Origin of the sequence: Microcella sp., assembly GCF_040286215.1 — a bacterium.
GTDB lineage: Bacteria > Actinomycetota > Actinomycetes > Actinomycetales > Microbacteriaceae > Microcella.
Map to the genome: position 1 here is coordinate 32,455 of NZ_JAVKCK010000027.1, position 19,610 is coordinate 52,064.

General features: G+C 71.0%; 23 protein-coding genes and 2 pseudogenes. 14 read left to right on the forward strand and 11 right to left on the reverse strand.

Going from position 1 to position 19,610, the window contains the following annotated elements; translation table 11 throughout:
* Positions 1–49 precede the first annotated feature (49 nt).
* The 3 genes and pseudogenes from RJQ01_RS11825 to RJQ01_RS11835 all read right to left on the reverse strand — a co-directional run.
* Entirely contained in the window at positions 50–928 is an 879-nt protein-coding gene (locus RJQ01_RS11825; RefSeq protein WP_350476927.1) for an FHA domain-containing protein, read from the reverse strand.
* 2 nt (positions 929–930) lie between these two features.
* Complete coding sequence (locus tag RJQ01_RS11830) at positions 931–1,191, reverse strand: hypothetical protein (RefSeq protein WP_350476928.1); 261 nt, start codon at positions 1,189–1,191, stop codon at positions 931–933.
* A gap of 137 nt (positions 1,192–1,328) precedes the next feature.
* Positions 1,329–1,835: pseudogene (locus tag RJQ01_RS11835) on the reverse strand (ribonuclease H family protein); the annotation flags it as partial.
* 69 nt (positions 1,836–1,904) lie between these two features.
* Between RJQ01_RS11835 and RJQ01_RS11840 the strand changes: the two are divergent.
* The 5 genes from RJQ01_RS11840 to RJQ01_RS11860 are packed head-to-tail and all read left to right on the forward strand — an operon-like array spanning position 1,905 to position 5,224.
* Positions 1,905–2,579, forward strand: coding sequence for an NAD(P)-dependent oxidoreductase (locus tag RJQ01_RS11840; protein ID WP_350476929.1), 675 nt, complete (start codon positions 1,905–1,907; stop codon positions 2,577–2,579).
* A complete protein-coding gene (locus RJQ01_RS11845) occupies positions 2,576–3,016 on the forward strand; it encodes a MarR family winged helix-turn-helix transcriptional regulator (protein WP_350476930.1) in 441 nt (146 codons plus the stop codon). The genes RJQ01_RS11840 and RJQ01_RS11845 overlap by 4 nt, the downstream gene beginning before the upstream one ends.
* Entirely contained in the window at positions 3,013–3,903 is an 891-nt protein-coding gene (locus RJQ01_RS11850) for an SDR family oxidoreductase (RefSeq protein ID WP_350476931.1), read from the forward strand. The genes RJQ01_RS11845 and RJQ01_RS11850 overlap by 4 nt, the downstream gene beginning before the upstream one ends.
* A 58-nt stretch (positions 3,904–3,961) precedes the next feature.
* Positions 3,962–4,636 carry a helix-turn-helix domain-containing protein gene (locus tag RJQ01_RS11855; RefSeq protein ID WP_350476932.1) on the forward strand — a complete coding sequence of 225 codons (675 nt, stop codon included), beginning with the start codon at positions 3,962–3,964 and terminating at the stop codon, positions 4,634–4,636.
* 48 nt (positions 4,637–4,684) lie between these two features.
* Complete coding sequence (locus tag RJQ01_RS11860) at positions 4,685–5,224, forward strand: hypothetical protein (RefSeq protein WP_350476933.1); 540 nt, start codon at positions 4,685–4,687, stop codon at positions 5,222–5,224.
* Between the two features lie 33 nt (positions 5,225–5,257).
* Here RJQ01_RS11860 and RJQ01_RS11865 read toward each other — a convergent pair whose 3' ends face one another.
* The 6 genes from RJQ01_RS11865 to RJQ01_RS11890 all read right to left on the reverse strand — a co-directional run bounded on the left by RJQ01_RS11865 (position 5,258) and on the right by RJQ01_RS11890 (position 8,920).
* Positions 5,258–6,880 carry an ABC1 kinase family protein gene (locus RJQ01_RS11865; RefSeq protein ID WP_350476950.1) on the reverse strand — a complete coding sequence of 541 codons (1,623 nt, stop codon included), beginning with the start codon at positions 6,878–6,880 and terminating at the stop codon, positions 5,258–5,260.
* A 76-nt stretch (positions 6,881–6,956) separates the two neighbouring features.
* Positions 6,957–7,499 carry a PadR family transcriptional regulator gene (locus tag RJQ01_RS11870; protein ID WP_350476934.1) on the reverse strand — a complete coding sequence of 181 codons (543 nt, stop codon included), beginning with the start codon at positions 7,497–7,499 and terminating at the stop codon, positions 6,957–6,959.
* Between the two features lie 117 nt (positions 7,500–7,616).
* Entirely contained in the window at positions 7,617–7,874 is a 258-nt protein-coding gene (locus RJQ01_RS11875) for a hypothetical protein (RefSeq protein WP_350476935.1), read from the reverse strand.
* 77 nt (positions 7,875–7,951) lie between these two features.
* Positions 7,952–8,257 (reverse strand): DUF7882 family protein, encoded by a 306-nt coding sequence (locus RJQ01_RS11880; protein WP_350476936.1) that lies wholly within the window; start codon positions 8,255–8,257, stop codon positions 7,952–7,954.
* A gap of 139 nt (positions 8,258–8,396) precedes the next feature.
* A complete protein-coding gene (locus RJQ01_RS11885) occupies positions 8,397–8,603 on the reverse strand; it encodes a hypothetical protein (protein WP_350476937.1) in 207 nt (68 codons plus the stop codon).
* Positions 8,603–8,920: a DUF7882 family protein gene (locus RJQ01_RS11890; RefSeq protein ID WP_350476938.1), complete on the reverse strand. Its 318-nt coding sequence runs from the start codon at positions 8,918–8,920 to the stop codon at positions 8,603–8,605. The genes RJQ01_RS11885 and RJQ01_RS11890 overlap by 1 nt, the downstream gene beginning before the upstream one ends.
* A gap of 140 nt (positions 8,921–9,060) precedes the next feature.
* Between RJQ01_RS11890 and RJQ01_RS11895 the strand changes: the two genes are divergently transcribed.
* The 3 genes from RJQ01_RS11895 to RJQ01_RS11905 are packed head-to-tail and all read left to right on the forward strand — an operon-like array spanning position 9,061 to position 12,949.
* On the forward strand, positions 9,061–10,113 hold the full coding sequence (locus RJQ01_RS11895) for an agmatine deiminase family protein (RefSeq protein WP_350476939.1): 1,053 nt from the start codon (positions 9,061–9,063) through the stop codon (positions 10,111–10,113).
* The gene (locus tag RJQ01_RS11900) at positions 10,110–11,888 is read left to right on the forward strand and encodes an amidase (RefSeq protein WP_350476940.1); all 1,779 of its coding nucleotides are present in this window, start codon (positions 10,110–10,112) and stop codon (positions 11,886–11,888) included. Before RJQ01_RS11895 ends, RJQ01_RS11900 begins: the two co-directional genes overlap by 4 nt.
* Entirely contained in the window at positions 11,885–12,949 is a 1,065-nt protein-coding gene (locus RJQ01_RS11905) for a Glu/Leu/Phe/Val dehydrogenase dimerization domain-containing protein (protein WP_350476941.1), read from the forward strand. Before RJQ01_RS11900 ends, RJQ01_RS11905 begins: the two co-directional genes overlap by 4 nt.
* 6 nt (positions 12,950–12,955) lie before the next feature.
* On the opposite strand, the gene RJQ01_RS11910 is transcribed toward RJQ01_RS11905, so the two are convergent.
* Complete coding sequence (locus RJQ01_RS11910; protein ID WP_350476942.1) at positions 12,956–13,291, reverse strand: ribonuclease E inhibitor RraB; 336 nt, start codon at positions 13,289–13,291, stop codon at positions 12,956–12,958.
* A gap of 183 nt (positions 13,292–13,474) precedes the next feature.
* Between RJQ01_RS11910 and RJQ01_RS11915 the strand changes: the two genes are divergently transcribed.
* The 6 genes from RJQ01_RS11915 (at position 13,475) to RJQ01_RS11940 (ending at position 18,934) form a co-directional block, all read left to right on the forward strand.
* Positions 13,475–13,948 carry an SRPBCC family protein gene (locus RJQ01_RS11915; protein WP_350476943.1) on the forward strand — a complete coding sequence of 158 codons (474 nt, stop codon included), beginning with the start codon at positions 13,475–13,477 and terminating at the stop codon, positions 13,946–13,948.
* Positions 13,949–14,070: 122 nt separating this feature from the next.
* Positions 14,071–14,832: a CDP-alcohol phosphatidyltransferase family protein gene (locus RJQ01_RS11920; protein ID WP_350476944.1), complete on the forward strand. Its 762-nt coding sequence runs from the start codon at positions 14,071–14,073 to the stop codon at positions 14,830–14,832.
* Positions 14,833–14,841: 9 nt separating this feature from the next.
* On the forward strand, positions 14,842–15,726 hold the full coding sequence (locus tag RJQ01_RS11925) for an SMP-30/gluconolactonase/LRE family protein (RefSeq protein WP_350476945.1): 885 nt from the start codon (positions 14,842–14,844) through the stop codon (positions 15,724–15,726).
* A gap of 69 nt (positions 15,727–15,795) precedes the next feature.
* Positions 15,796–16,638 (forward strand): putative RNA methyltransferase, encoded by an 843-nt coding sequence (locus tag RJQ01_RS11930; protein ID WP_350476946.1) that lies wholly within the window; start codon positions 15,796–15,798, stop codon positions 16,636–16,638.
* Between the two features lie 204 nt (positions 16,639–16,842).
* On the forward strand, positions 16,843–18,270 hold the full coding sequence (locus RJQ01_RS11935; protein ID WP_350476947.1) for a sensor histidine kinase: 1,428 nt from the start codon (positions 16,843–16,845) through the stop codon (positions 18,268–18,270).
* Between the two features lie 10 nt (positions 18,271–18,280).
* Complete coding sequence (locus tag RJQ01_RS11940) at positions 18,281–18,934, forward strand: response regulator transcription factor (RefSeq protein WP_350476948.1); 654 nt, start codon at positions 18,281–18,283, stop codon at positions 18,932–18,934.
* A gap of 106 nt (positions 18,935–19,040) precedes the next feature.
* Here the strand turns inward: RJQ01_RS11940 and RJQ01_RS11945 are convergent.
* Positions 19,041–19,610 (reverse strand): annotated as a pseudogene (locus tag RJQ01_RS11945) (hypothetical protein); the annotation flags it as partial.

The window sequence follows — 19,610 nt, forward strand, 5'->3', positions numbered from 1 at the left end:
CGACGCGCAGCCCGGGGCGCCGCGGCAGCCGGCATCCTGGATGCTCGGCTCAGCCAGCGGGCTGCTGCGTGCCCGCTCTGCGCGGCGGCTGGGGCCGCTGCACGGCGAACTCGCCGCCCGCGCGACCTCCGAACGGCCGCCCGTGGTCGGCGAACTCCTCTCGGAAGAACGCCAGCCGCCACTGACCGAGGGTGATGAGCGCTCCGGTGCGCAGGACGCGCCCCGCCACCGGGTCATCGACGAGCACCGGCGCAGACAACCCTGCCCCGTTATCGCTCACGTAGAGCACGTACTCGTCCTGATCGTCGTGCACGATCTTCGCGTGCACGGGCCCCAGCCCGGGCAGCACGAGGTCTGCCGACTCCGCCGACCCGATCGTGGTGACGTCGGGCAGGAGGTCGAACTCGCGGGGAGCCTTGCCGTCCCACACCCCAGACTGCACGGCGAAGATCAGCCGAGGTCGCCCCGAGCCGGGCAGGTAGTGGGTGGTGGTGCGTTCGCGGCGCATCCCGCGCAGGATCGTGGGCGTGAGGGGGAGGAGCGTGCCGGGCGGAACATCCAGCGGCTGCGCCTCGGGGAGGCGGCCGTCGCGGCGCAGAGCGCGCAGAGCCGTGAGCGACCCCAGCTTCAGGTGCCGGGAGCGGGTGACGATGCGGTGAAGCCACGGTGCGCGCACAGCGCCGATGGTGCCGACGACGCCGTGCCGCGTGACCAGGGAGGCGGTGAGGCCGAGCCGGCCCAGCTCGGCACCGAGAACGCGCGCCATCGTCAGCCCGGCGCGGCCGTTCGGAAGCGCCACCGCGCCCTCGCGCACGGTGACCGTCACCGCGGTGCCCTCGGCGGAGACCGAGCCGACAAGGGTCGGCCGGGAGTCGTCGGTCGAGAGCGAGAAGAGCACGTCACCCTCGACGCGTGCCGCGGAAGCCATGCTCAGCCGCGGTGCGGATCTGAGCCGACGGCGAGATCGTCGCTCGTGGTCACGCGCAGGGTGCCGTCGAACTTCCACGTGGCGCGAGGCGCGTCGGGGCCGATGTCGCGGGGAACCTCGACGGTCATGTCGACGAACGTGTAGTTGACGGCGGCGCCGCGACCGGTCAGGTATGACCACATCTCCCGACCCAGGTCCGTCCAGTCCTGAATGGTGCGGCCGTCGGGGCCGGATGCGGGCTTGTCGTTCTTCGGTTCGGCCATGACCTGGTCTCCTTGCGTGATCGACGGTGGTGTCGTGGTCTCACGCTAGGTCGGCGCCCGCCGCTGCGCCCCCGCTCACAGACAACTCAAGGCGGGTTGGCACGCGGGGTACCGGCTCAGTCGTCGAAGAGCGTCGGTGCGGCCTGCGGGCTCGCGTGAGGAGCTGAGCCCGCGCTCGCGCCGCCGGCAAAACCCGGGCCGGTGGGAATCGCTGTGCCGCGCTGGTAGGCCTCGGCGACGGCTCGAGCCCGAGCATCCGCCGCCTCGTTGAGAGCGTGGCCGACGTGGCCCTTGACCCATTCGAACCGGTAGCGGCGGCCGACGATCGCGGCGTCGAGCTGCTCGAGGAGGTCGCGGTTCAGCACGGGCTTGCCGTCGCCCTTCCGCCATCCCTTGCGCTTCCAGCCGGGCATCCACTGCGTGATGCAGTTGATGACGTACTGGCTGTCGCACAGGATATGCAGGTCGTCGTCGACGTGCTCGGTCGCACGAAAGAGGTCGAGCACGGCCATGAGCTCGCCCTGATTGTTGGTGGCGTGCGGCCAGCCGCCCGCTGCCCAGCGGTCGTCGTCGATGTACCAGGCCCACCCAGCAGGGCCGGGGTTGCCGAGCGCTGAACCGTCGGCCGCTGCGGTGATCGTCATCGTCTTCAGGGTACCGGCGCACTCAGCTCTCGGCGTTCTCCCATATCGTTTAGTTGCTAAACTACTGGCATGACGACCCCCACGACACCGGCAAGCGGCCCGACCCCCACCCGCACGATCGCGCTGTTCGGCGGCACCGGCAAGACCGGGCGTCACGTGCTGGCCCAGGCGCTCGACGCCGGTCACACGGTGCGCGCCCTCGCCCGCCGCCCCGAATCCCTCGAGCTGACCCACGACCGGCTCACCGTCATCGCCGGAGACGTTCGCGACGCTGCTGCCGTGCGCCAGACCGTGACCGGGGCTGACGCCGTCATCAGCGTCTTCGGCCAGGTGAAGGGCTCGCCACCGACCCTGCAGACCGAGGGCACGCAGGTGATCGTCGACGCCATGGCCGACGAGGGAATCGGCCGCATCATCTCGCTCTCCGGCGGCGGCCTGCGCGCCGTCGAGCACGACCAGCCCCGGCTGCCAGACAGGATCATCCGATTCCTCCTGCAGCGGCTGTCGCCCCAGGTGCTCTCCGACGCTGAGAGCCACCTCGCTGTACTGCGGGCGAGCCATCTCGACTGGACGGTCGCGCGCGGCCCGCGACTGACGGACGCGCCGGCGACCGGCAGCTACCGGGTCGGCTGGGTGGGCGTCAACGCGAGCACCCAGATCGCGCGGGCAGACCTCGCGAGCTTCATCCTCACCCAGCTCGACGACCGCCAGTTCATCCACGAGATGCCGTTCATCAGCCGATGACCGACGCCCGCACCGACGCCCTCGCCCGCGTCATCGAGCGCATCGGGCTCATCACGCGCGAGGTCACGGCGCGCGGGGCGTACCCCTTCAAGGCGCTCGGGTTCGGCCGGGCATCCATGAACCTGCTCTTCGCCCTCTCGCGCACCGACGGCGCGCGCGTCGCCGAGCTCGCCGCGCGGTTGGGCATCACGAGCGGCGCGGTGACGCAGGCCGCCGACCCGCTGCGCGAGGCAGGCATCGTCACGAGCGAGGTGAGCCCCAGCGACAAGAGGGGCCGCATTCTGCGACTGACGGCGGATGCCCGGCGCGAGATCGACGGGTTCGAGCAGCAGTACGTCGAGGCCGTCGCCCCCGCGTTTCACGCCCTCAGTACCGACGAGATCATCCAGCTCGACCGCATCCTCGCCTCCGTACGGATTGCCGTGGATCAACCGTGAGCACCAGCGCTACGGGCACCGTGCTTGTGACCGGGTCGACGGGCAATGTCGGCGGTGCGGTCGTGCGCCACCTGCTCGATCGCGGCGAGTCCGTCGGCTCGGGCGTGCGCAACCTCGACGAGGCCGGCGTCGAGCCGGGCAGTGAGCCGCGCCTCTTCGACTTCGAGAACCCTTCGGGGTGGGGCGCGGCGCTCGAGGGGGTCGACCGACTCTTTCTGCTGCGCCCGCCCGCGATCTCCGACGTGAAGCGGCACCTCCTGCCGTTCATCGACCTCGCGCTTGAGCGCGGCGTGCGGCACATCGTGTTCCTCTCCCTGCAGGGAGTGCAGGTCAACCGCGCCACCCCGCACCACGCCGTCGAGAAGCACCTGCGTGATCGGCGGGCGCCCTTCACCTTCCTGCGACCGAACTTCTTCATGCAGAACCTCTCCACGACGTACGCCACCGACATTCGCGATCGTGACGAGATCGCCGTGCCCGCCGCAGGGGCACGCACGGCATTCATCGACACCGACGACATCGGTTGCGTCGCGGCGCACGTGCTCACCGAGTCCGGTCACCTCGGCAGGGCGTACACGCTGTCGGGAGAGCAGTCGTTGACCTATCACGACGTCGCACGGATGCTCAGCGCCGAGCTCGACCGCTCCATCCGGTACACCAGGCCCACGCCCCAGCAGTACACCGAGCTGCTGCGGGAGCGCGGCGCGCCGGAGGACTACATCGCCGTGCAGTCGATGATCTACCGCGTCGTGCGGCTTCGAGTCTCCGCGTTGCCCAACCGCGTGATCCGCCGACTCACCGGGTCACCCGCAACGACATTCGCGCAGTTCGCGCGCCGGGAGCGCGCAGCCTGGAATCGACCGGACACGACACGGGCCACGAACTGAGACGAGCGGGAGCGGACCATCGTTCTCCGAGCCGGATGCGCACGGCGCACAATGGAGTGTGCACCGTGACCACCCCGATCGTCGGCCCGTTCCGTACCTTCTGCGGGCCGAACGCGTCGAGCGTGGCTCGATCGCGTTCCTGCCGAGCAGTGATGCTGTTGTGGCCTTCACCCGCCACGAGGGCCGGCACGAGACCGTCGCTCTTTCGCCGCACGCGGGCGTCGTGGTGCTCGACGATGTGGTGGCGATCTGGTCGCTGGCTCCGCACTGGGTCAAGGCGCTGCTCGGGCCGCCCGCCGCGTTGCGCGGCCGCGTGCTACGGGCATCCGATCACCCTGCTGTACGTCTCTTCGATGACGAAGCGGATGATCGCAGCGCACTGTCGTTGCTGCACGACCTGCGGGCGAGCCTGACGGTCACGCCCGACGAGCACGAGTTCGAACGCCTATGGTGGCATCACCATCACGACGGCGAGCCGCTGCCGTCGGCCGACCGGCGGGTGCAGCGGCTGATGGTTCGCTTCGCCGGGCAGTCTCTGACGCAGATCGCGGCTGTCGAACGCCTCGCGGCCACGTTGCGCGCCGACCGCGACCGCACCGGCTCCAACGTTCTAGGCCTCTACGCCGACGGCTCGCACTACGCCCGCCAGTGCCGTCGCATGACCGGTCGGGCTCCGGCGGAATGGCGAAACGTGTCGCTTCCGTTCTATGGAGGCATGACAGCCCCGACCTAGTGTTGCCGTGCGGCAGACACCGCACACGACCGTGAGAGGAGTGCACCAGTGGCACTGGGACCCAAAGCAATGGGTGAAGCGATCATCGCCAACCTCAAGCGCAAGTCGGGCAAAGACCTTGCCGAGTGGCAAGCGGTCTTGGCCGACGAAGGCATCACCGATCGGAAGGCGGCCGAGGCGCGGCTGCTCGAGCACGGGCTCGGTCGCATTCAGGCCATGACCATCGCCGAGGTGACGCTCGGCACGAACCACTATGACGAGCCCGACGACCTCGTGGAGCAGCTCTTCGCAAAGTTTCCCGAGCAGCGACCTCTCTTCGATCGCGCGGTTGCGGCCGCGAACGATACCGCGCTGACCCTGCAACCCTGTCGCAGCTACGCCCCGTTCTATGCGGACGGTCGCATCGCGGTGTCATTCAAGCCGACGTCGCGCGGGCTCTACGCCGCGGCGATCCTGCCTGACGCGGCCGCGTGGCCCGACCGGCAACCGCACAAGCCGTCCCTGGGCGGGAGCGCCCGCCTCACCGACGGCGTGTACCTGCACTCGCCGACCGATGTCGAGCGGCTCATCTCCGAGATCAGTGCCTGATCGCGATCGTGCCACCGTGACCAGGTAGAGCCCCTACCGCAGTCGCCACGGCAGCACCGCGTGTAGCAGGGGGAGTGCCGAAGCGCCGATGAGCACCCAGCTGAGCACCTCGTCGTCGCCGCGCACGAGCACGCCGGCGAGCACGAGGGCGGTGAAGAGGATCGCCGAGGTCGCGCGGCGCACACTGCCGTCGAGCACGCGCAAGCGCTGCTCGACCTCGGGGCTGCGGGTCGCGAGCTCGCCGCGATCGAGGCGCGTGGCGAGAGCATCCACCCGTTGCGGGAGGCGCGCGAGCGCCGAGAGGATGGCGACCGCCTCGCGGCCGACGCTGCGCGCCGTCGACGTGCCGCCGCCACGCAGCAGGGTGCGGGCGAACGGGTCAACGGCGTCCCACATGTTGAAGTCGCGGTTGAGGGCGCTCGTGACGCCCGAGATGAGCGACACGGTGCGGATGAGCAGCAGGAAGCTCTCCGGCAACTGGAACGGCAGAGTGCGCACGAGCTCGCTGAACTGCAGCGCGAACTGCTGCAGCTCGCGCGGATCGAGCGCCGTGAGCTCCGCGACCCCCATGCCGCCGAAGCGGTCGAACAGAGCCGTCACCGCGCGCTCGAGCTCCACCGTGTCGGCCGACGGCAGCAGCACGCCCAGGCGCTGCGTGGCGACGACCCAGCCTCGGGCATCCCGTGAGGCGACCGCGAAGATGAACTGCTGCAGGCCGTCGCGCAGCTCGTCGGTGATCTCGCCCATCATGCCGAAGTCGATGTAGGTGAGCACGAAGCCGTGCTCGGCGTCCGGCCGCACGAAGATGTTGCCGGGGTGCGGGTCAGCGTGGAAGAACCCGGCGACGAAGATCTGCTCGAACGTGGCACGCGCCAGCTCGGCCGCCACCGCATCGGGGTCGAGGCCCGCCGCCTGCAGCGCCCCCACGTCAGAGATCTTGATCGCCGTCACATCGGCGAGCGTGAGCACGCGGCGCGCACTGCGCTCCCACACGATCGTGGGTGCACCGACGCGCGGATCGTCAGCGAAGATCTCGGCGAAGCGCTCCGCACTGCCCGCCTCGTGCAGGTAGTCGATCTCCTCCAGACTCGTCGTCGCGAACTCCTCGATGAGGGCCGGGGCGTCCGCCCGCCGATTGACGAGCCTCACGCGCGACAGCCAGCGGGCGACGCGGCGCAGGGCGGCCAGATCGACCTGCACGATCTGCTCGATGCCGGGGCGCAGCACCTTCACGACGACGTCAGTGAAGCCGAGGTCGGCCGCGAGCGTCGGGGTGAGGCGCGCGCGATGGGCCTGGCCCAGCGAGGCGGCCGCGATCGGCTCGCTCTCGAAGGCCGCGTAGGCGCGATCAAGCGGGATGCCCAGCTCGCGCTCGGCCTGCGCCACGATGCTCGCGAACGACTCGGCAGCCACCTCGTCCTGCAGCCCCTCAAGCTCGCGCGTGATCTCCGGCGGCAGCACGTCGAGCCGCGACGACAGGAACTGCCCGACCTTGATCATGAGGCCGCCGAGGTCGGCCGCGAGGTCGTGGAACCGTCGCGCGACCCTTTGCAGACGTCGGATGCGGCCTCGCGCGGAGAGCCGGCCCAGGCCCAAGCGCGGCAGCACGAGCTCGAACCACCACGCCTGCGCGAGGGCGCGCGCCGCGAACCGCATGATGCGGCGGTAGCGCACCCTCGACGCGCGATCGGCCGGCGGCGCCTCGAGCGCGCCGCGGGCGAACGTCACCCGCTTAGTCCTCGGCGAGGATCGCGTACAGCGCTCGACGCGTCTCGTCGAGAAGCGTCGCCGCGCGCTCCTGCTGCTGCACCGTGCCGCTCTGAGCGACCTGCGACGCGGCCTGCGCGAGCTTCACACCCGCCTTCGGCAGGGCACGCGAGTGCTCGCGGAAACGCGGTATGCGCGACTGCCAGTCGTCGTCGCGGCCTGTCTCGTGCATGCTCTCGGCGGCCTCCGAGGCGACAGCGTGGCCGGCTTCGGTGAGCGAGTACACGCGGCGGTCGTCGTGCTGCTCGCTGCTCACGAGCCCCTCGTCGGTGAGCTGCTGCAGCATCGGATAGACGGCGCCGGCGCTCGGGGTGCGCGAGCCGGGCATCCGTGCGCCGATCGCCTGCATGACCTGGTGGCCGTTCTTCGCGCCGTCGAGCAGGGCGACGAGAATCGCGGAGCGGATGTCGGTGTGACCCATCATGGCCTCCATGCGCGGGCCGAACGAGTCGCGCAGGCCCTCCATGGCCTCCCAGAGGTCGAAGCGAGAGTTCGTCGAGCTGCGCATGCGGAGTCCTTCGTCTGCGGGGGAGAGGCCGACGGTGCGCGGCTCTCGTTTACAGTCAACGCCACCACGCTGGGACTCGCCTCGGTGCCGGTCGAGCGCGGGCTGTGCGTGGAACGGTCAGAAGTCGAGCTCGAGACTTGGCGACCACCCGCTGTCAGACGACGTCATATCCACCGTCGACTCCGACTGCGCGATCATCACTCGGGAGTGCGGCGTGAGAAGCACCGCGAAGCTCTGCCCGTGTGCATCGCGTACGCGGACGAATTCTCCGCCGTCGCGCACCGCGGCCACGATCTCCTCGGCGAGTACCGACACATCGGTATCGTCGCGCAGGGTGATGCGGCGCTCGTCGACCGTCAGAGTCTTGGTGGTCATGGATGCCTCCGTCCGCGGGCAAAGGTAACCCGGCACCCTGCGCGAAGGACACACCTTGATTTTCGGCGGGAGAACGGCTAACCGTGCTCGTGGCCCGGAGGCTCCTCGCTCACATGCACCCCGCCCGTGGCGGAGGCGAGAATGAGCGACTCCACCCATTCCCGGTTGATCGCCGGCGCTCGCGACCCCGAGTAGCTGAGGTGAATCGGCACGCCGTTGTCGATCCACAGCGCGTGACGCCCACTTCCGGCCGAGGCCGGAAGTGCCCACGTCAGGAAGAAGTTCTCGCCGCGGCGCAGCTTCGTGCTGATGACGATCTGCACATGCGCCAGAACGCGGTCGTCGAAAGGGAACTCCTCCGTCTCGTATCGCAGTGTGCCCATGATGATGCTCCCCCTGACTGCCCCCATGATCCTTGACGAGGGCTCAGGGAACACGCTGGCATCCCCCCCGTTCGGGGGGCAACACTCGCACCCCCCCTTGACAGCGCGAACTCAGGATGCGAACGGTTGGCGGAGGGCGCTACTCGGGATCGCTCGAGTCGACGAGGCCGATCGGCACGCCGCGGTCGACGAGGATGTCGGCCTTCTGCAACTGCCCGCGACCGTGGTTGACGCGCAGCCATCCCGGTGCTCCCGTCGCGAGAATCGCCGCGATCTCCTCCTGCAGTTCAGCCGCTGCTCGCGCCACGACGTACTCTTTGCCGTCGTAGTGGATGGTCGTGCGCATCAGGATTCCTCCTCGCTCGGTACGGGCGGCTCGGGGATGATGTGGAGGCCGGCCGGAGTGTTGGCCGACAGCATGAGCTCGTCGACCCACGAGCGGTTGATGGACGGTGGCCTGCTGCCGAAGAACTTGAAGGAGATCGGGATGGTGGGGTGCACCCAGATAACGCTGCGCCCGTTGCCGATTGACACGTCATCCTTCCAGCTGAAGTAGAAGGCCTCGTTGCGGCGGAGCTTCGCGCCGATCACGATCTGCAGATGCGCGAGCGTGCGGTCGTCGAAGTCTGCCGACAGTGTCGAATCGTAGGTGAGTGTGCCCATGTCTCCCCCTTGTGGCGCGGCCTAGGGCTATGTCTAGTGGGTGGCAGCAGTCTTGGGCAACTTGCCCCCACACGCGACCCACTTCCGCTACGAGTGCCAGAATCAGGTCACTGGCCGCGTTCCCCTGCGAAGGAGCATTCATGACCTGGCGCATGCCCGCGGAGACGGCGCCGCACGACCGCATCTGGATGGCATTCCCCCGCGAAGGCGAGGTGATGGGAGACACCTCGGCCGCCCGCGAGGCGACCTACTCCGCATGGACGGCGGTCGCTCATGCGATCCTCCCCTTCGAGCCGGTCACGATGGTCGTCGACCCATCCGAGCGCTCACGTGCCCGCACGATGCTGAGCGCTGAGATCGACGTCGTGGAGGCGCCGCTCGACGACTTCTGGATGCGTGACATCGGCCCCACCTTCGTCGTCGACGACGAGACAGGGGCGCTCGCCGGCGTCGACTGGGTGTTCAACGCCTGGGGCGACCAAGGCGGCGCCTTCGAGCGGGATGCCCGCATCGCCGAGTTCGTCATCGACCAGGTCGGTTGCGCGCGCGTGCCGAGCCTTCTCGTCAACGAGGGCGGCGCCATCCACGTCGACGGCGACGGCACCGTCATGGTCACCGAGACGGTGCAGCTCGACCCCGGCCGCAACCGCTACGCCACCAGGGAGCGCGTCGAAGCCGAGCTGGCTCGCACGCTCGGCACGAGCCGCACCCTCTGGCTGCCGCGGGGGCTCACCCGCGACTACGAGCCGCTCGGCACGCGCGGGCACGTCGACATGATCGCCACCTTCGCCTCGCCGGGAGTCGTTCTCGTGCACCAGCAGCCCGACGCGAGCCACCCCGACCACGCCGTCATGCGCGAGGTGCGCGCCGTGCTCGAGCAGGCGACCGATGCGGCGGGCCGCAGCCTCCAGCTCATCGATCTTCCTGCGCCCGCGCAACTCACTGATGATGAGGGCTACGTCGACTGGAACTACGTCAATCACCTGACCGTTAACGGCGGCGTCATCGCGTGCGGCTACGACGATCCGGTGGCGGATGCTCGCGCCCGCGACCTGCTGGGCGCCGCGTACCCCGGGTGCGAGGTCGTCACCGTCGACGCCCGCGAGATCCTCGCCCGCGGCGGAGGCATCCACTGCATCACCCAGCAGCAGCCGCGCACCGGCGTGCCCGTCGGCGCCGGCGGTGCGGCGTGAGCCGGCTGCCGCTCGTCGAGACGAGCATCCACGATCTCGCAGCCGCACTCGCGGCAGGCGAGCTGACCGCCGTCGAGCTCGTGCAGGGCTACCTCGACCGCATCGACGCCTACGACCGGCGCCCCTCCGACGACGGTGCGCGACCCGCCCTCAACGCCGTGGTGGTGGACAACCCGGCCGCGCTCGACGAGGCGCGCGAGAGCGATGAGCGGCGCGCGCGCGGCGCATCCCTCGGGCCCCTCGACGGCATCCCGTACCTCGCGAAGGACAGCTACATGGTGCGAGGCCTCACCGTCGCGAGCGGCTCGCCCGCCTTCGCCGAACTCGTCGCCCAGCACGACGCCTACACCGTGGAGCGGCTGCGCGCCGCGGGCGCAATCTGCCTGGGGCTCTCGAACATGCCCCCCATGGCGAACGGCGGCATGCAGCGCGGGCTCTACGGCCGCGCCGAGAGCCCGTACAACCCGGCCTACCTCGCGGCGCCCTTCGGCTCCGGGTCGTCGAACGGCTCCGGTGCAGGCCTCGCCGCCTCCCTCGCAGCATTCGCCCTCGCCGAGGAGACTTGGTCGAGCGGCCGCGGCCCCGCCTCGAACAACGGCCTGTGCTGCTACACGCCGAGCTGGGGCGTCATCTCGGTGCGCGGCAACTGGCCGCTCGTGCCCACCATGGACGTCGTCGTGCCCTACACGCGCACCATGGACGAGCTGCTGCTCGTGCTCGACGCGATCGTCGCCGACGACCCGGGGCTCGACGGGCGCGTGCGCGGCGACTTCTGGCGCGTGCAACCGTGGCTGCCGCTCCCGGCCTCGAGCGAGGTGCGGCCGGCCTCGTACCCAGCCCTGGCCGACCCGGATGCCCTGCGCGGGCGTCGGCTGGGCATCCCGCGCCTCTACATCAACGCCGACGAGAACACCGACGACCCGATCCTCACCCGACCGAGCGTCGTCACGCAGTGGCAGAAGGCGCGGGCCGTGCTCGAAAGCGCCGGAGCCGAGGTCGTCGAGGTCGCCCTGCCGGTCGTGACGAAGTACGAGTCTCGCGGCCGCGCCGACGACCGCTCCATGGTCGCGCGCGGGCTCGTACCCAGCACCTTCGCCGACCACGAGCTGTACGAGCTCGCGATGTGGGGCTGGGAGGAATTCCTGCAGACCAACGGCGACCCCGCCCTGCACCGGCTCGTCGACGTCGAGCCGTCGCAGATCTTCCCCACCCCGCCCGGATCGCTGCCGGGCCGGTACGACGACCACCTGAGCCGCTTCGCCCCCGAAGACGTGCCGCTCGAGGACTACGTGCATCGGGCGCGCGCCAGCGGGGTTCCCGCGCTCGAGCGGATACCCGACCTCGCCGACGGCGTGCGGGGGCTCGACGAGGTGCGCCGCCGCGACTGGGATGCCTGGCTCGACGCCGAGCGGCTCGACGCGATCGTGTTCCCCGCCGTCGCCGACATCGGCCCGGCTGATGCCGACGTGAACCCCGCGAGCGCCGAACTCGCCTGGCGCAACGGCACGTGGGTCGCCAACGGCAACCTCGTCTGGCGGCACCTCGGCATCCCGACGGCACAGGTGCCGATGGGGGTGCTCGACGACATCGGCATGCCCATCGGCCTCACCTTCGCCGGCCGAGGGTGGGATGACGCAGCGCTCCTCGCCTACGCGTGGGCCTTCGAGCACGCCACCGCCGTGCCCGGGTCGGCGCTCGGCGCACCCCGCGTGCCCGCGCCGCTCACACCCGAGCTGGGCGCCACAGCGAGCGAGAACGGCACACTGGAGGCATGACCGCCGCACCTCTCGCCCTGCCCGACCTCGCCCACAAGCGCGTCGAGCTCGTCACGGGCTCCCGCTCCGGCATCACGATCGGGGTCGCCCTGCACTCCAGCGCCCTCGGCCCCGGCCTCGGCGGCTGCCGCCTGTGGCGCTACCGGCACTGGAGCGACGGACTCGGCGATGTGCTGCGGCTCTCGAGCGCGATGACCCTCAAGAACTCCCTCGCCGGCCTCGACTACGGCGGCGGCAAAGCCGTCATCGCCCTCGGCCCCGACGACGAGCTCGACGACGGCCGGCGACGGGATGCCCTGCTCGACCTCGGCGATCTGGTCCACAGCTTCGACGGCACCTACATCACGACCGAAGACGTCGGAGTGACCGAGCACGACATGGTCGTCGTGCGCGAGCGGACGCCGCACGTCGTCGGCCTCCCCGCCAGTCTCGGCGGCGCCGGCGAGCCCGCCGAGGGCACCGCCCTCGGCGTGCACGCCTCCCTCGAGGTCGTGCTCGAGCGCGTCTTCGGCTCGCGCGCGGTCGCCGACCGCTCCTTCGTCATCTCGGGCCTCGGCCAGGTGGGGTCGCGCCTCGCCCGCCGACTCGCCGCCGCCGGCGCGCGACTGCACGTCACCGACATCGTCGACAAGCGCGCACTAGCGGACGAGCTCGGAGCGATCTGGATCGCCCCCGAGCAGGCGCTCACGACAGCCGCCGACGTGCTCGTGCCCGCCGGGCTCGGAGGGGTGCTCACGGCTTCCGTGATCGAGCAGCTGCCCGTGCGCGCCGTCGTCGGCCCGGCCAACAACCCGCTCGCCGAAAGGGTGGGGGCGGCGCAGCTCGCCGAGCGGGGCATCCTCTACGCTCCCGACTTCCTCGTCAACGCGGGCGGCGTCATCCACCTCGCGCTCATGGCCGAGGGCGCCACCTCCGTCGTGCTCGACGCGCGGCTGCGGGCCATCGGCGACACCCTCGCGCGCGTGCTCGACGCGGCCGAAGCCGAGGGCGTCACGCCGCTCGACGCCGCCGAAGCGCTCGCGGTCGAGCGCGTGCAGGGAGCAGGCCGTGCGGGCCGGTAGCTCGGCCTAGCCGCGCGCCAGAACCGGCGCGGCCCAGCCGTCGTAGTCGCCGTGGTGGTCGCACACGATCGTGTAGACCTCCTCCGTCATCGCATCAGCGGTGTCGACGTCGACCGCGGCATTCTTCGTCGCCCGCAGTCGCGCCTTCGTCCACTGCCGACGGGTCACCTCGGCGTGGTAGCCGTGCGATTCGAGGTCACGGGCGGCCCGTGCGGCGTCGCGCATGCTGCGGAACAACGCGATGTGCTCGACCTCGCGCGGAGCGTCCACATCGTCGCGCATCTTCATGCGCTGGCAGTACTGCTCGACATTCACACTGAGGTGCTGACGGATATCACCCACGAGGGGCGATAGTAGGACAGATCGTCACTGTTCGCATCTCATGAGGATTCCCCGTGTGACAGTGCATCGCCCCCGGCGACCGCAGAAGTCAACCCCCTCCCTGCGACGGGATGACCCGCCTAGCGTGGAATCGACCGCGCGTCGACGACCTCGACGCGACACCGTCCCCGACAGGAGCACGCCATGAGCACTGTTCGCGCAGAGATCGACATCGACCTTCCCATCTCCACCGTCTACAACCAGTGGACGCAGTTCGAAACCTTCCCCCAGTTCATGTCAGGCGTCGACGCGGTGCGCCAGGTCGACGACACCCACACCCACTGGGAGGTCTCCCTCGCCGGCGTATCCCGCGAGTTCGACGCCGAGATCGTCGAGCAGACGCCCGACGAGCGCATCGCCTGGAACTCGACAGCGGGCGAGGAGCACGCCGGGGTCGTGACCTTCCACCGGCTCAGCGAAGACACCACGAAGGTCGCTCTGCAGCTCACCTGGCAGCCGCACGGTGCTGTCGAGCGCATCGGCTCGCTCCTGCAGATCGACGACATCCAGATCGACCGCGACCTGCGCAGCTTCAAAGACCTCATCGAGCACAACGGCTTCGAGGGCGGAGCCTGGCGCGGCAGCGTCGAGCGCGCCCCCGACGCGACAGGGCGCTGAGCCGATTCCACCGTCGTCGCCCCGCGGCGACGACCGCTCCACCCCGGCCCGTCGCGGCCTCCCCGACCCCTCTTCTTCGCGGCAGGGCACCGAAGATAGGGTGACGAGCGAGGGAGGCCGCGATGACGGACGCCGCAGCAGCACGGGCAGCGGTGCGCGCGCGGGCCCTCAGACGGGTGCGGCGCGCACGACAGGCGGCCCTCACAGGTTCTGACAGCCGCGCCGCGACCGAGGCGCTGCTGAGCGGGCTGAAGGCCGACGGGTTCGGGCCGCGCGCGCTCGGACGCTTCGTATACGACGCGACGCGACGCAGCCTCCTCGAAGCCCGCAGGAGGCCCGTCGCGGTCGCCGAGGCGACCGCCATCCACCTCGCGATCGGCGCTCTCGCGCACCCGCACGGTCGCGCCTGGCTCGTCACCAGCTGGATCATGACCGTCACGCATCTCGGGATGCTCGAGCAGCGCCGCACGCTCGGTGCCCCCAACCTGCTCACCGTCGCGCGGGCAGCACTACCGGCGGCCGCGCAGCGGCTCGGCGCCGCCGTGCCCGTGCTCGCCCTCGCCACCGACTTCGTCGACGGCAAGCTCGCCCGCCGCACGGGCACCGTCACCCGCTTCGGAACCCAGGGCGACTACCTGGCCGACGCCGCGCTGTGGACGTGGTTCACCCTCCGCTACGAGTCGAGCCGCCCGTGGCAGGTTGCGACCTTCGCCGCGTGGGCGTTACCCGTCGGGGCGCTCACGGTCGCGAGCTTCGCGCGCGGCGGCATGGTCGACCTGCCGCGCTCGCGCTGGATCCGCCCCGCCGCCGTCATGGAGGTTCTCATCGGAGCGCGCGTGGTCGCCCGCCTCGTACAGAGGAGCCGCCGAGGCCCGGGCTCGTAGGGTGGAGGCATGACCGCCGTCACGATGCTCGACACCGACCGCCACGTACTCGCCGAAGGGCCCGCGTGGGACACTGCGACGGCGACCGTCAGCTGGATCGACATCGAGGCCGGGCGTGTCTTCGTCGGGCGCCCCGACGCGGATGACCGCGTCGACGTCATCCGCACGCTCGACTTCGAGGAGCGCGTCGGCTGCGCGTTCCGGCTCGGCAACGCGCAGTTCCTCGTCGCGCTCGAGCGCCGGCTCGCGCTCGTCGACGCTCTGGGCACCGTCACCACCTCGCGCGAGCTGCTGCCCGAGGGGCGGCGCTTCAACGACGGCATCATCGACCCGGCAGGCCGGCTCATCGTGGGCGGGCTCAGCCTGACCGACGACCACACCGGCAACGTGCTGCTGCGCCTCGAGCACGACGGCAACGTGACGACCCTGGACGACGATCTCGGCCTGTCGAACGGCCTCGGTTTCTCGCCGGACGGCGGCACTCTGTACTCGATCGACAGCGACGCGAACGTCGTCTACGCGCGCGCCTACGACTACGAGTCGGGCGCGGCGGGTGCGCGACGCGTGCTCGCGCGCATCGAGGATGCGACGCCGGATGGTATGGCGGTCGACTCGGAGGGCGGCCTCTGGGTGGCGCTGTGGGGAGGCCACGGCATCCGCCATCTGGATGCCCTGGGCCACCCGCACGGCGACATCGCGATCGACGTTCCGCACGTCACGAGCCTGGCGTTCGTCGGCAGCTCGCTGAACCGCGCGCTCGTGACGACCGCGAGCCTCGTCCTCAGCCCGGCCGAGGTCGAGCGCCACCCCGGTGCAGGCATGCTCTTCCTCGTCGACCTGCCCGTCACAGGCCAGCCGGCGCACCGCTGGCGCCCCGTCGCGCTGCCCCAGTAGCGACTCGACGCGCGCCAGCCACAGCGACCGCGCGCACGCGGCGGCCGGCGACCGCGTAGCGTTGCGCGCGTGACCACCCTCGACGCGGCCTTCGACCTTCTGCAGTGCCCGAGCTGCGGCGAGCCGCTGGCCCCGGCCGACGGGGGAGCGGAGTGCGGCAACCGCCACCGCTTCGACCGCGCCCGGCAGGGCTACCTGAGCCTGCGCGCCGCGCACAAAGGCAAGGGCGCCCCCGCGACCGGCGACACGCCTGACATGCTCGAGGCGCGCGAGCGCTTCCAGGCCGACGGTTTCCACGACACCGTCGCGGCCGCCGTGCTCGACGCCGTGCCGGAGAGTGCCAGCGGCTGGCTCGCCGACCTCGGCGGCGGAACCGGCTGGTACGCGGCGCGGGTGCTGGACGCGCGCCCCACGCTGCGCGGCATCGTGCTCGACGCCTCGGCCGCTGCCGTGCGCATCGCCGCCCGCGCCCATGCCCGCCTGGCAGCGGTGAGCGCCGACGTGTGGACGGGCATCCCCTTACGCGACGCGTCCGTCGCCGTCGCGCTGCGCATCTTCTCGCCCGGCGCTGCGGCGGAGGTTCGGCGCATCCTCGCCCCCGGCGGCCGCGCCGTGCTCGTCGTGCCGCACGGCGACCACCAGCGCGAGCTGCAGCACGGCCTCAAGCTGATGCGCGTGCCGGCTGGCAAGGCGGAGGAGGTCGCGGCGAGCATCCCGGATGCCCGTCTCGTCTCTGCTCGTGAGGTGCGCGCCCGCCTGCCGCTGTCGATCGAGCAGGCCCTCGACGCGGTGTTCATGGGCCCCAACGCCTTCCACCAGGAGCGCTCCACCGTGCGTGCCGCCCTCGAGGAGTGGGTCGCGCCCATCAACGTGACCCTCGCAGTCACGGTCGTGACGCTCGAGCTGCCCTAGCCCCCCCCAGGCGCAGATCTGACCCATATGGGCGCGATGCCCGAGCGTGAGCGCCCCTCTTCGCCAGATCTGCCGCGCTGGGGAGGGGGGATAACCCCCCGAAGGTTGGTGGGTGGGCTGCATGGTGACAGAGGGCGAGCGTCACGAGGCTGGAGTCACCGCGCCGCACCCCGCGCCGTGGCAGTCTGACCTCAGGAGAAAACCATGACCACCGCATCCCCCACCTCCGCGCCGCCGGCGACCGCATCGACGGCACCCGCCGTGCCCGACAGCTGGAGCTACGGCGCTGTCTGGCGTCGCGTACCCCGCGCGCTCGGCTACCTCATTCCCACCTTCCTCATCGCCGTCATCGTCAGCGCTGCGCTGACCTCGCTCGTCTCCGGCGCCGCAGGACTCATCGTCTTCGTCGTCGGCGTCTTCATCCTCTCGCTCACGCTGCTGCTGGCGCGCTACGCCGGAGCGCTCGAGATCGCCCGCCTGCGCTTCTCCGGCGAGACCCCGATCACCGCGCCGGCGTGGACGAGCGACCCGACAGCCGTCTGGTGGAAGCGCTGGTTGCGCCCCCTCGCCAACGGCCGCTACTGGCTCGCGCTGCTGCACGGCGCCGTCATCGCTCCGATCATCGCGACCGTGAGCTTCGTCGTGCTCACCGTGTGGTTCACCCTGCTCATCACCGCAATCGCGGTGCCGATTCGCGCCGCGTTCCTCGGCTCAAACCCCTTCGAAGTGGGCAGCTGGACATTCGACACCGAACGCGGTGAGGTCCTCGTCGAAACGGAGTGGATCCGCGATGCGGCCCCCACCATCGCCGTCATCGCGGTCGTGCTCGGAGTCATCGCGATCCTCACCCTGCCCTACGTGCTGCGCGGCCTCACCTGGCTGCACGCGGCCATCGCCCGCCCCTTCCTCGGCCGCTTCAGCAATGAGCAGCTCGAGCAGCAGGTATCGAGCCTCTTCACGTCGCGCCAGGCGGCCGTCGCCGCCGAGGGCAGCGCCCTGCGCCGCATCGAGCGCGACATCCACGACGGCCCGCAGCAGCGCCTCATCCGCCTGCAGATGGACCTCGCCGCCGCCGAGCGCCGCATCGCGGAGAACCCCGAGGAGGCGCGAGGCCTCGTCACGGATGCCCGCCGCCAGGCTCAGGACGCGCTCGACGAGCTGCGCAACCTCTCGCGGGGCTTCGCGCCACCGCTGCTGCTCGATCGCGGACTCTTCGCCGCACTCGAGTCGCTCGCGAGCCGCTCGAGCATCCCCGTGGCGCTCGAGTCGCAGCTCGGTGCGACGGCCAACCTGCCCGACGAGGTCGCGCGCAACGCCTACTTCGTGGCGAGCGAGCTCATTGCGAACGCCGCCAAGCACTCGCAGGCGAGCGGCATCACGCTCTCGGTGGTCGCGGCGGACGGCGTGCTCATCATCACCGTGAGCGATGACGGCGTCGGCGGTGCCATCGAGCGCACCGGCCACGGTCTCGAAGGCCTGCGCGACCGTACGCACGGTCTCGGCGGCGAGCTCGCGATCGACAGCCCGGAGGGTGGCCCCACCGTCGTGCGTGCGACCCTGCCGCTCGCCGGCGTGAGCGGAGCATCCGCCCCCGTTGCCGACCCGGCGGCCGAGCGCGAGCCGCGTGCCTAGGCTTGACCCCATGCCAGCCCTTCGCGTCGCGGTCGCCGATGATTCGGTGCTGCTGCGCGAAGGGCTGGTGCGCGTGCTGCGCGACGCAGGGTTCGAGGTCGTCGGTGCGTACGGCGACGCCGAGACGCTGCTCGCCGAGGTGCCCGCGATCGAGCTCGACGCCGTCGTGCTCGACGTGCGCATGCCGCCCACCTTCCGCGACGAAGGGGTGCGTGCGGCGCTCGAGCTGCGGCGGGTGCATCCCGATATCGCGATTCTGCTGCTCTCGCAGTACGTCGAGCTCACCTACGCGCATGAGCTGCTCGCGGCCGGCAGCGCAGGTCTCGGCTATCTGCTCAAGGATCGCGTCGTCAGCCTCGACGACGTACGGGATGCCCTGCATCGCATCGTCGCCGGCGGAACCGTTCTCGACCCTGAGGTGGTGAGTCAGCTCATGGCCAGGCGGCATGACCCGCTCGACGCGCTCACGCCGCGCGAGCGCGAGGTGCTCGAGCTCATGGCGCAGGGCCGCACGAACGCGGCGATCGCGCAGACCCTGCACATCGGCGTCGGCGCGGTGGAGAAGAACGTGTCAGCGATCTTCACCAAGCTCGGGCTCGACGACACGGGGGAGGACCACCGCCGAGTGCTCGCCGTCGTCACCTACCTCCAAAACGGCGCCTAGCGCGCGATGCTCGCTTCCTAGTGCCAGATCTGACACGAAGGGGCGCTTTGCCCGCGGCTGAGCGCCCATGCGCGTCAGATCTGGCACGGAGGGGAGCGGCGGCGGGCTAGTAGCGGGCGAGGATCTCGGCGTCGCGCGCGTGGGTGATCGCGCGGCGGGCGGCGTCGAGAGCCTCCACCGGGTCGGTCGAGCGCTCGGCCAGGGCGAGCTCCTCCTCTGCCTCGGCGAGTCTGGCACGGGCACCCGCGCTGCCTCCGCGGCCGAGCGCCGCCCGGGCCGCGGCGAGCTGGGACTGCGCCGACACCCGGGCGCCCGCGTAGGCCTCCCGCGCGTGGGCGAGTCGCTGCGCCTGGGTGCGGCTCGCGGCGAGCGCGACCTCCAGCGCATCCATCGCGCCGCGGACGCGGTCGAGCGCCGCCACGGGATGGTGCGCGGCATCCCCGCCGGTCGCGGCGAGAGCGTCGTCGACGTCGGCGACCGCGGCGGTGATCGCGGCCGCGGTGCCGGGGTCGGGCGCATCATCCAGGTCGGCGAGCGCCTCGGAGCGGGCGGTGCGGGCGTCGGCCCGCAGGGCGTCGAGCGCGGCGAGGGCATCGGTGAGGCGCTGGGCCGTCGACGGCACCAGGGCGAGCAGCTCGTCGGCCTCGTGCGCGAGCCGTTCGGCGTCGGCGAGCAG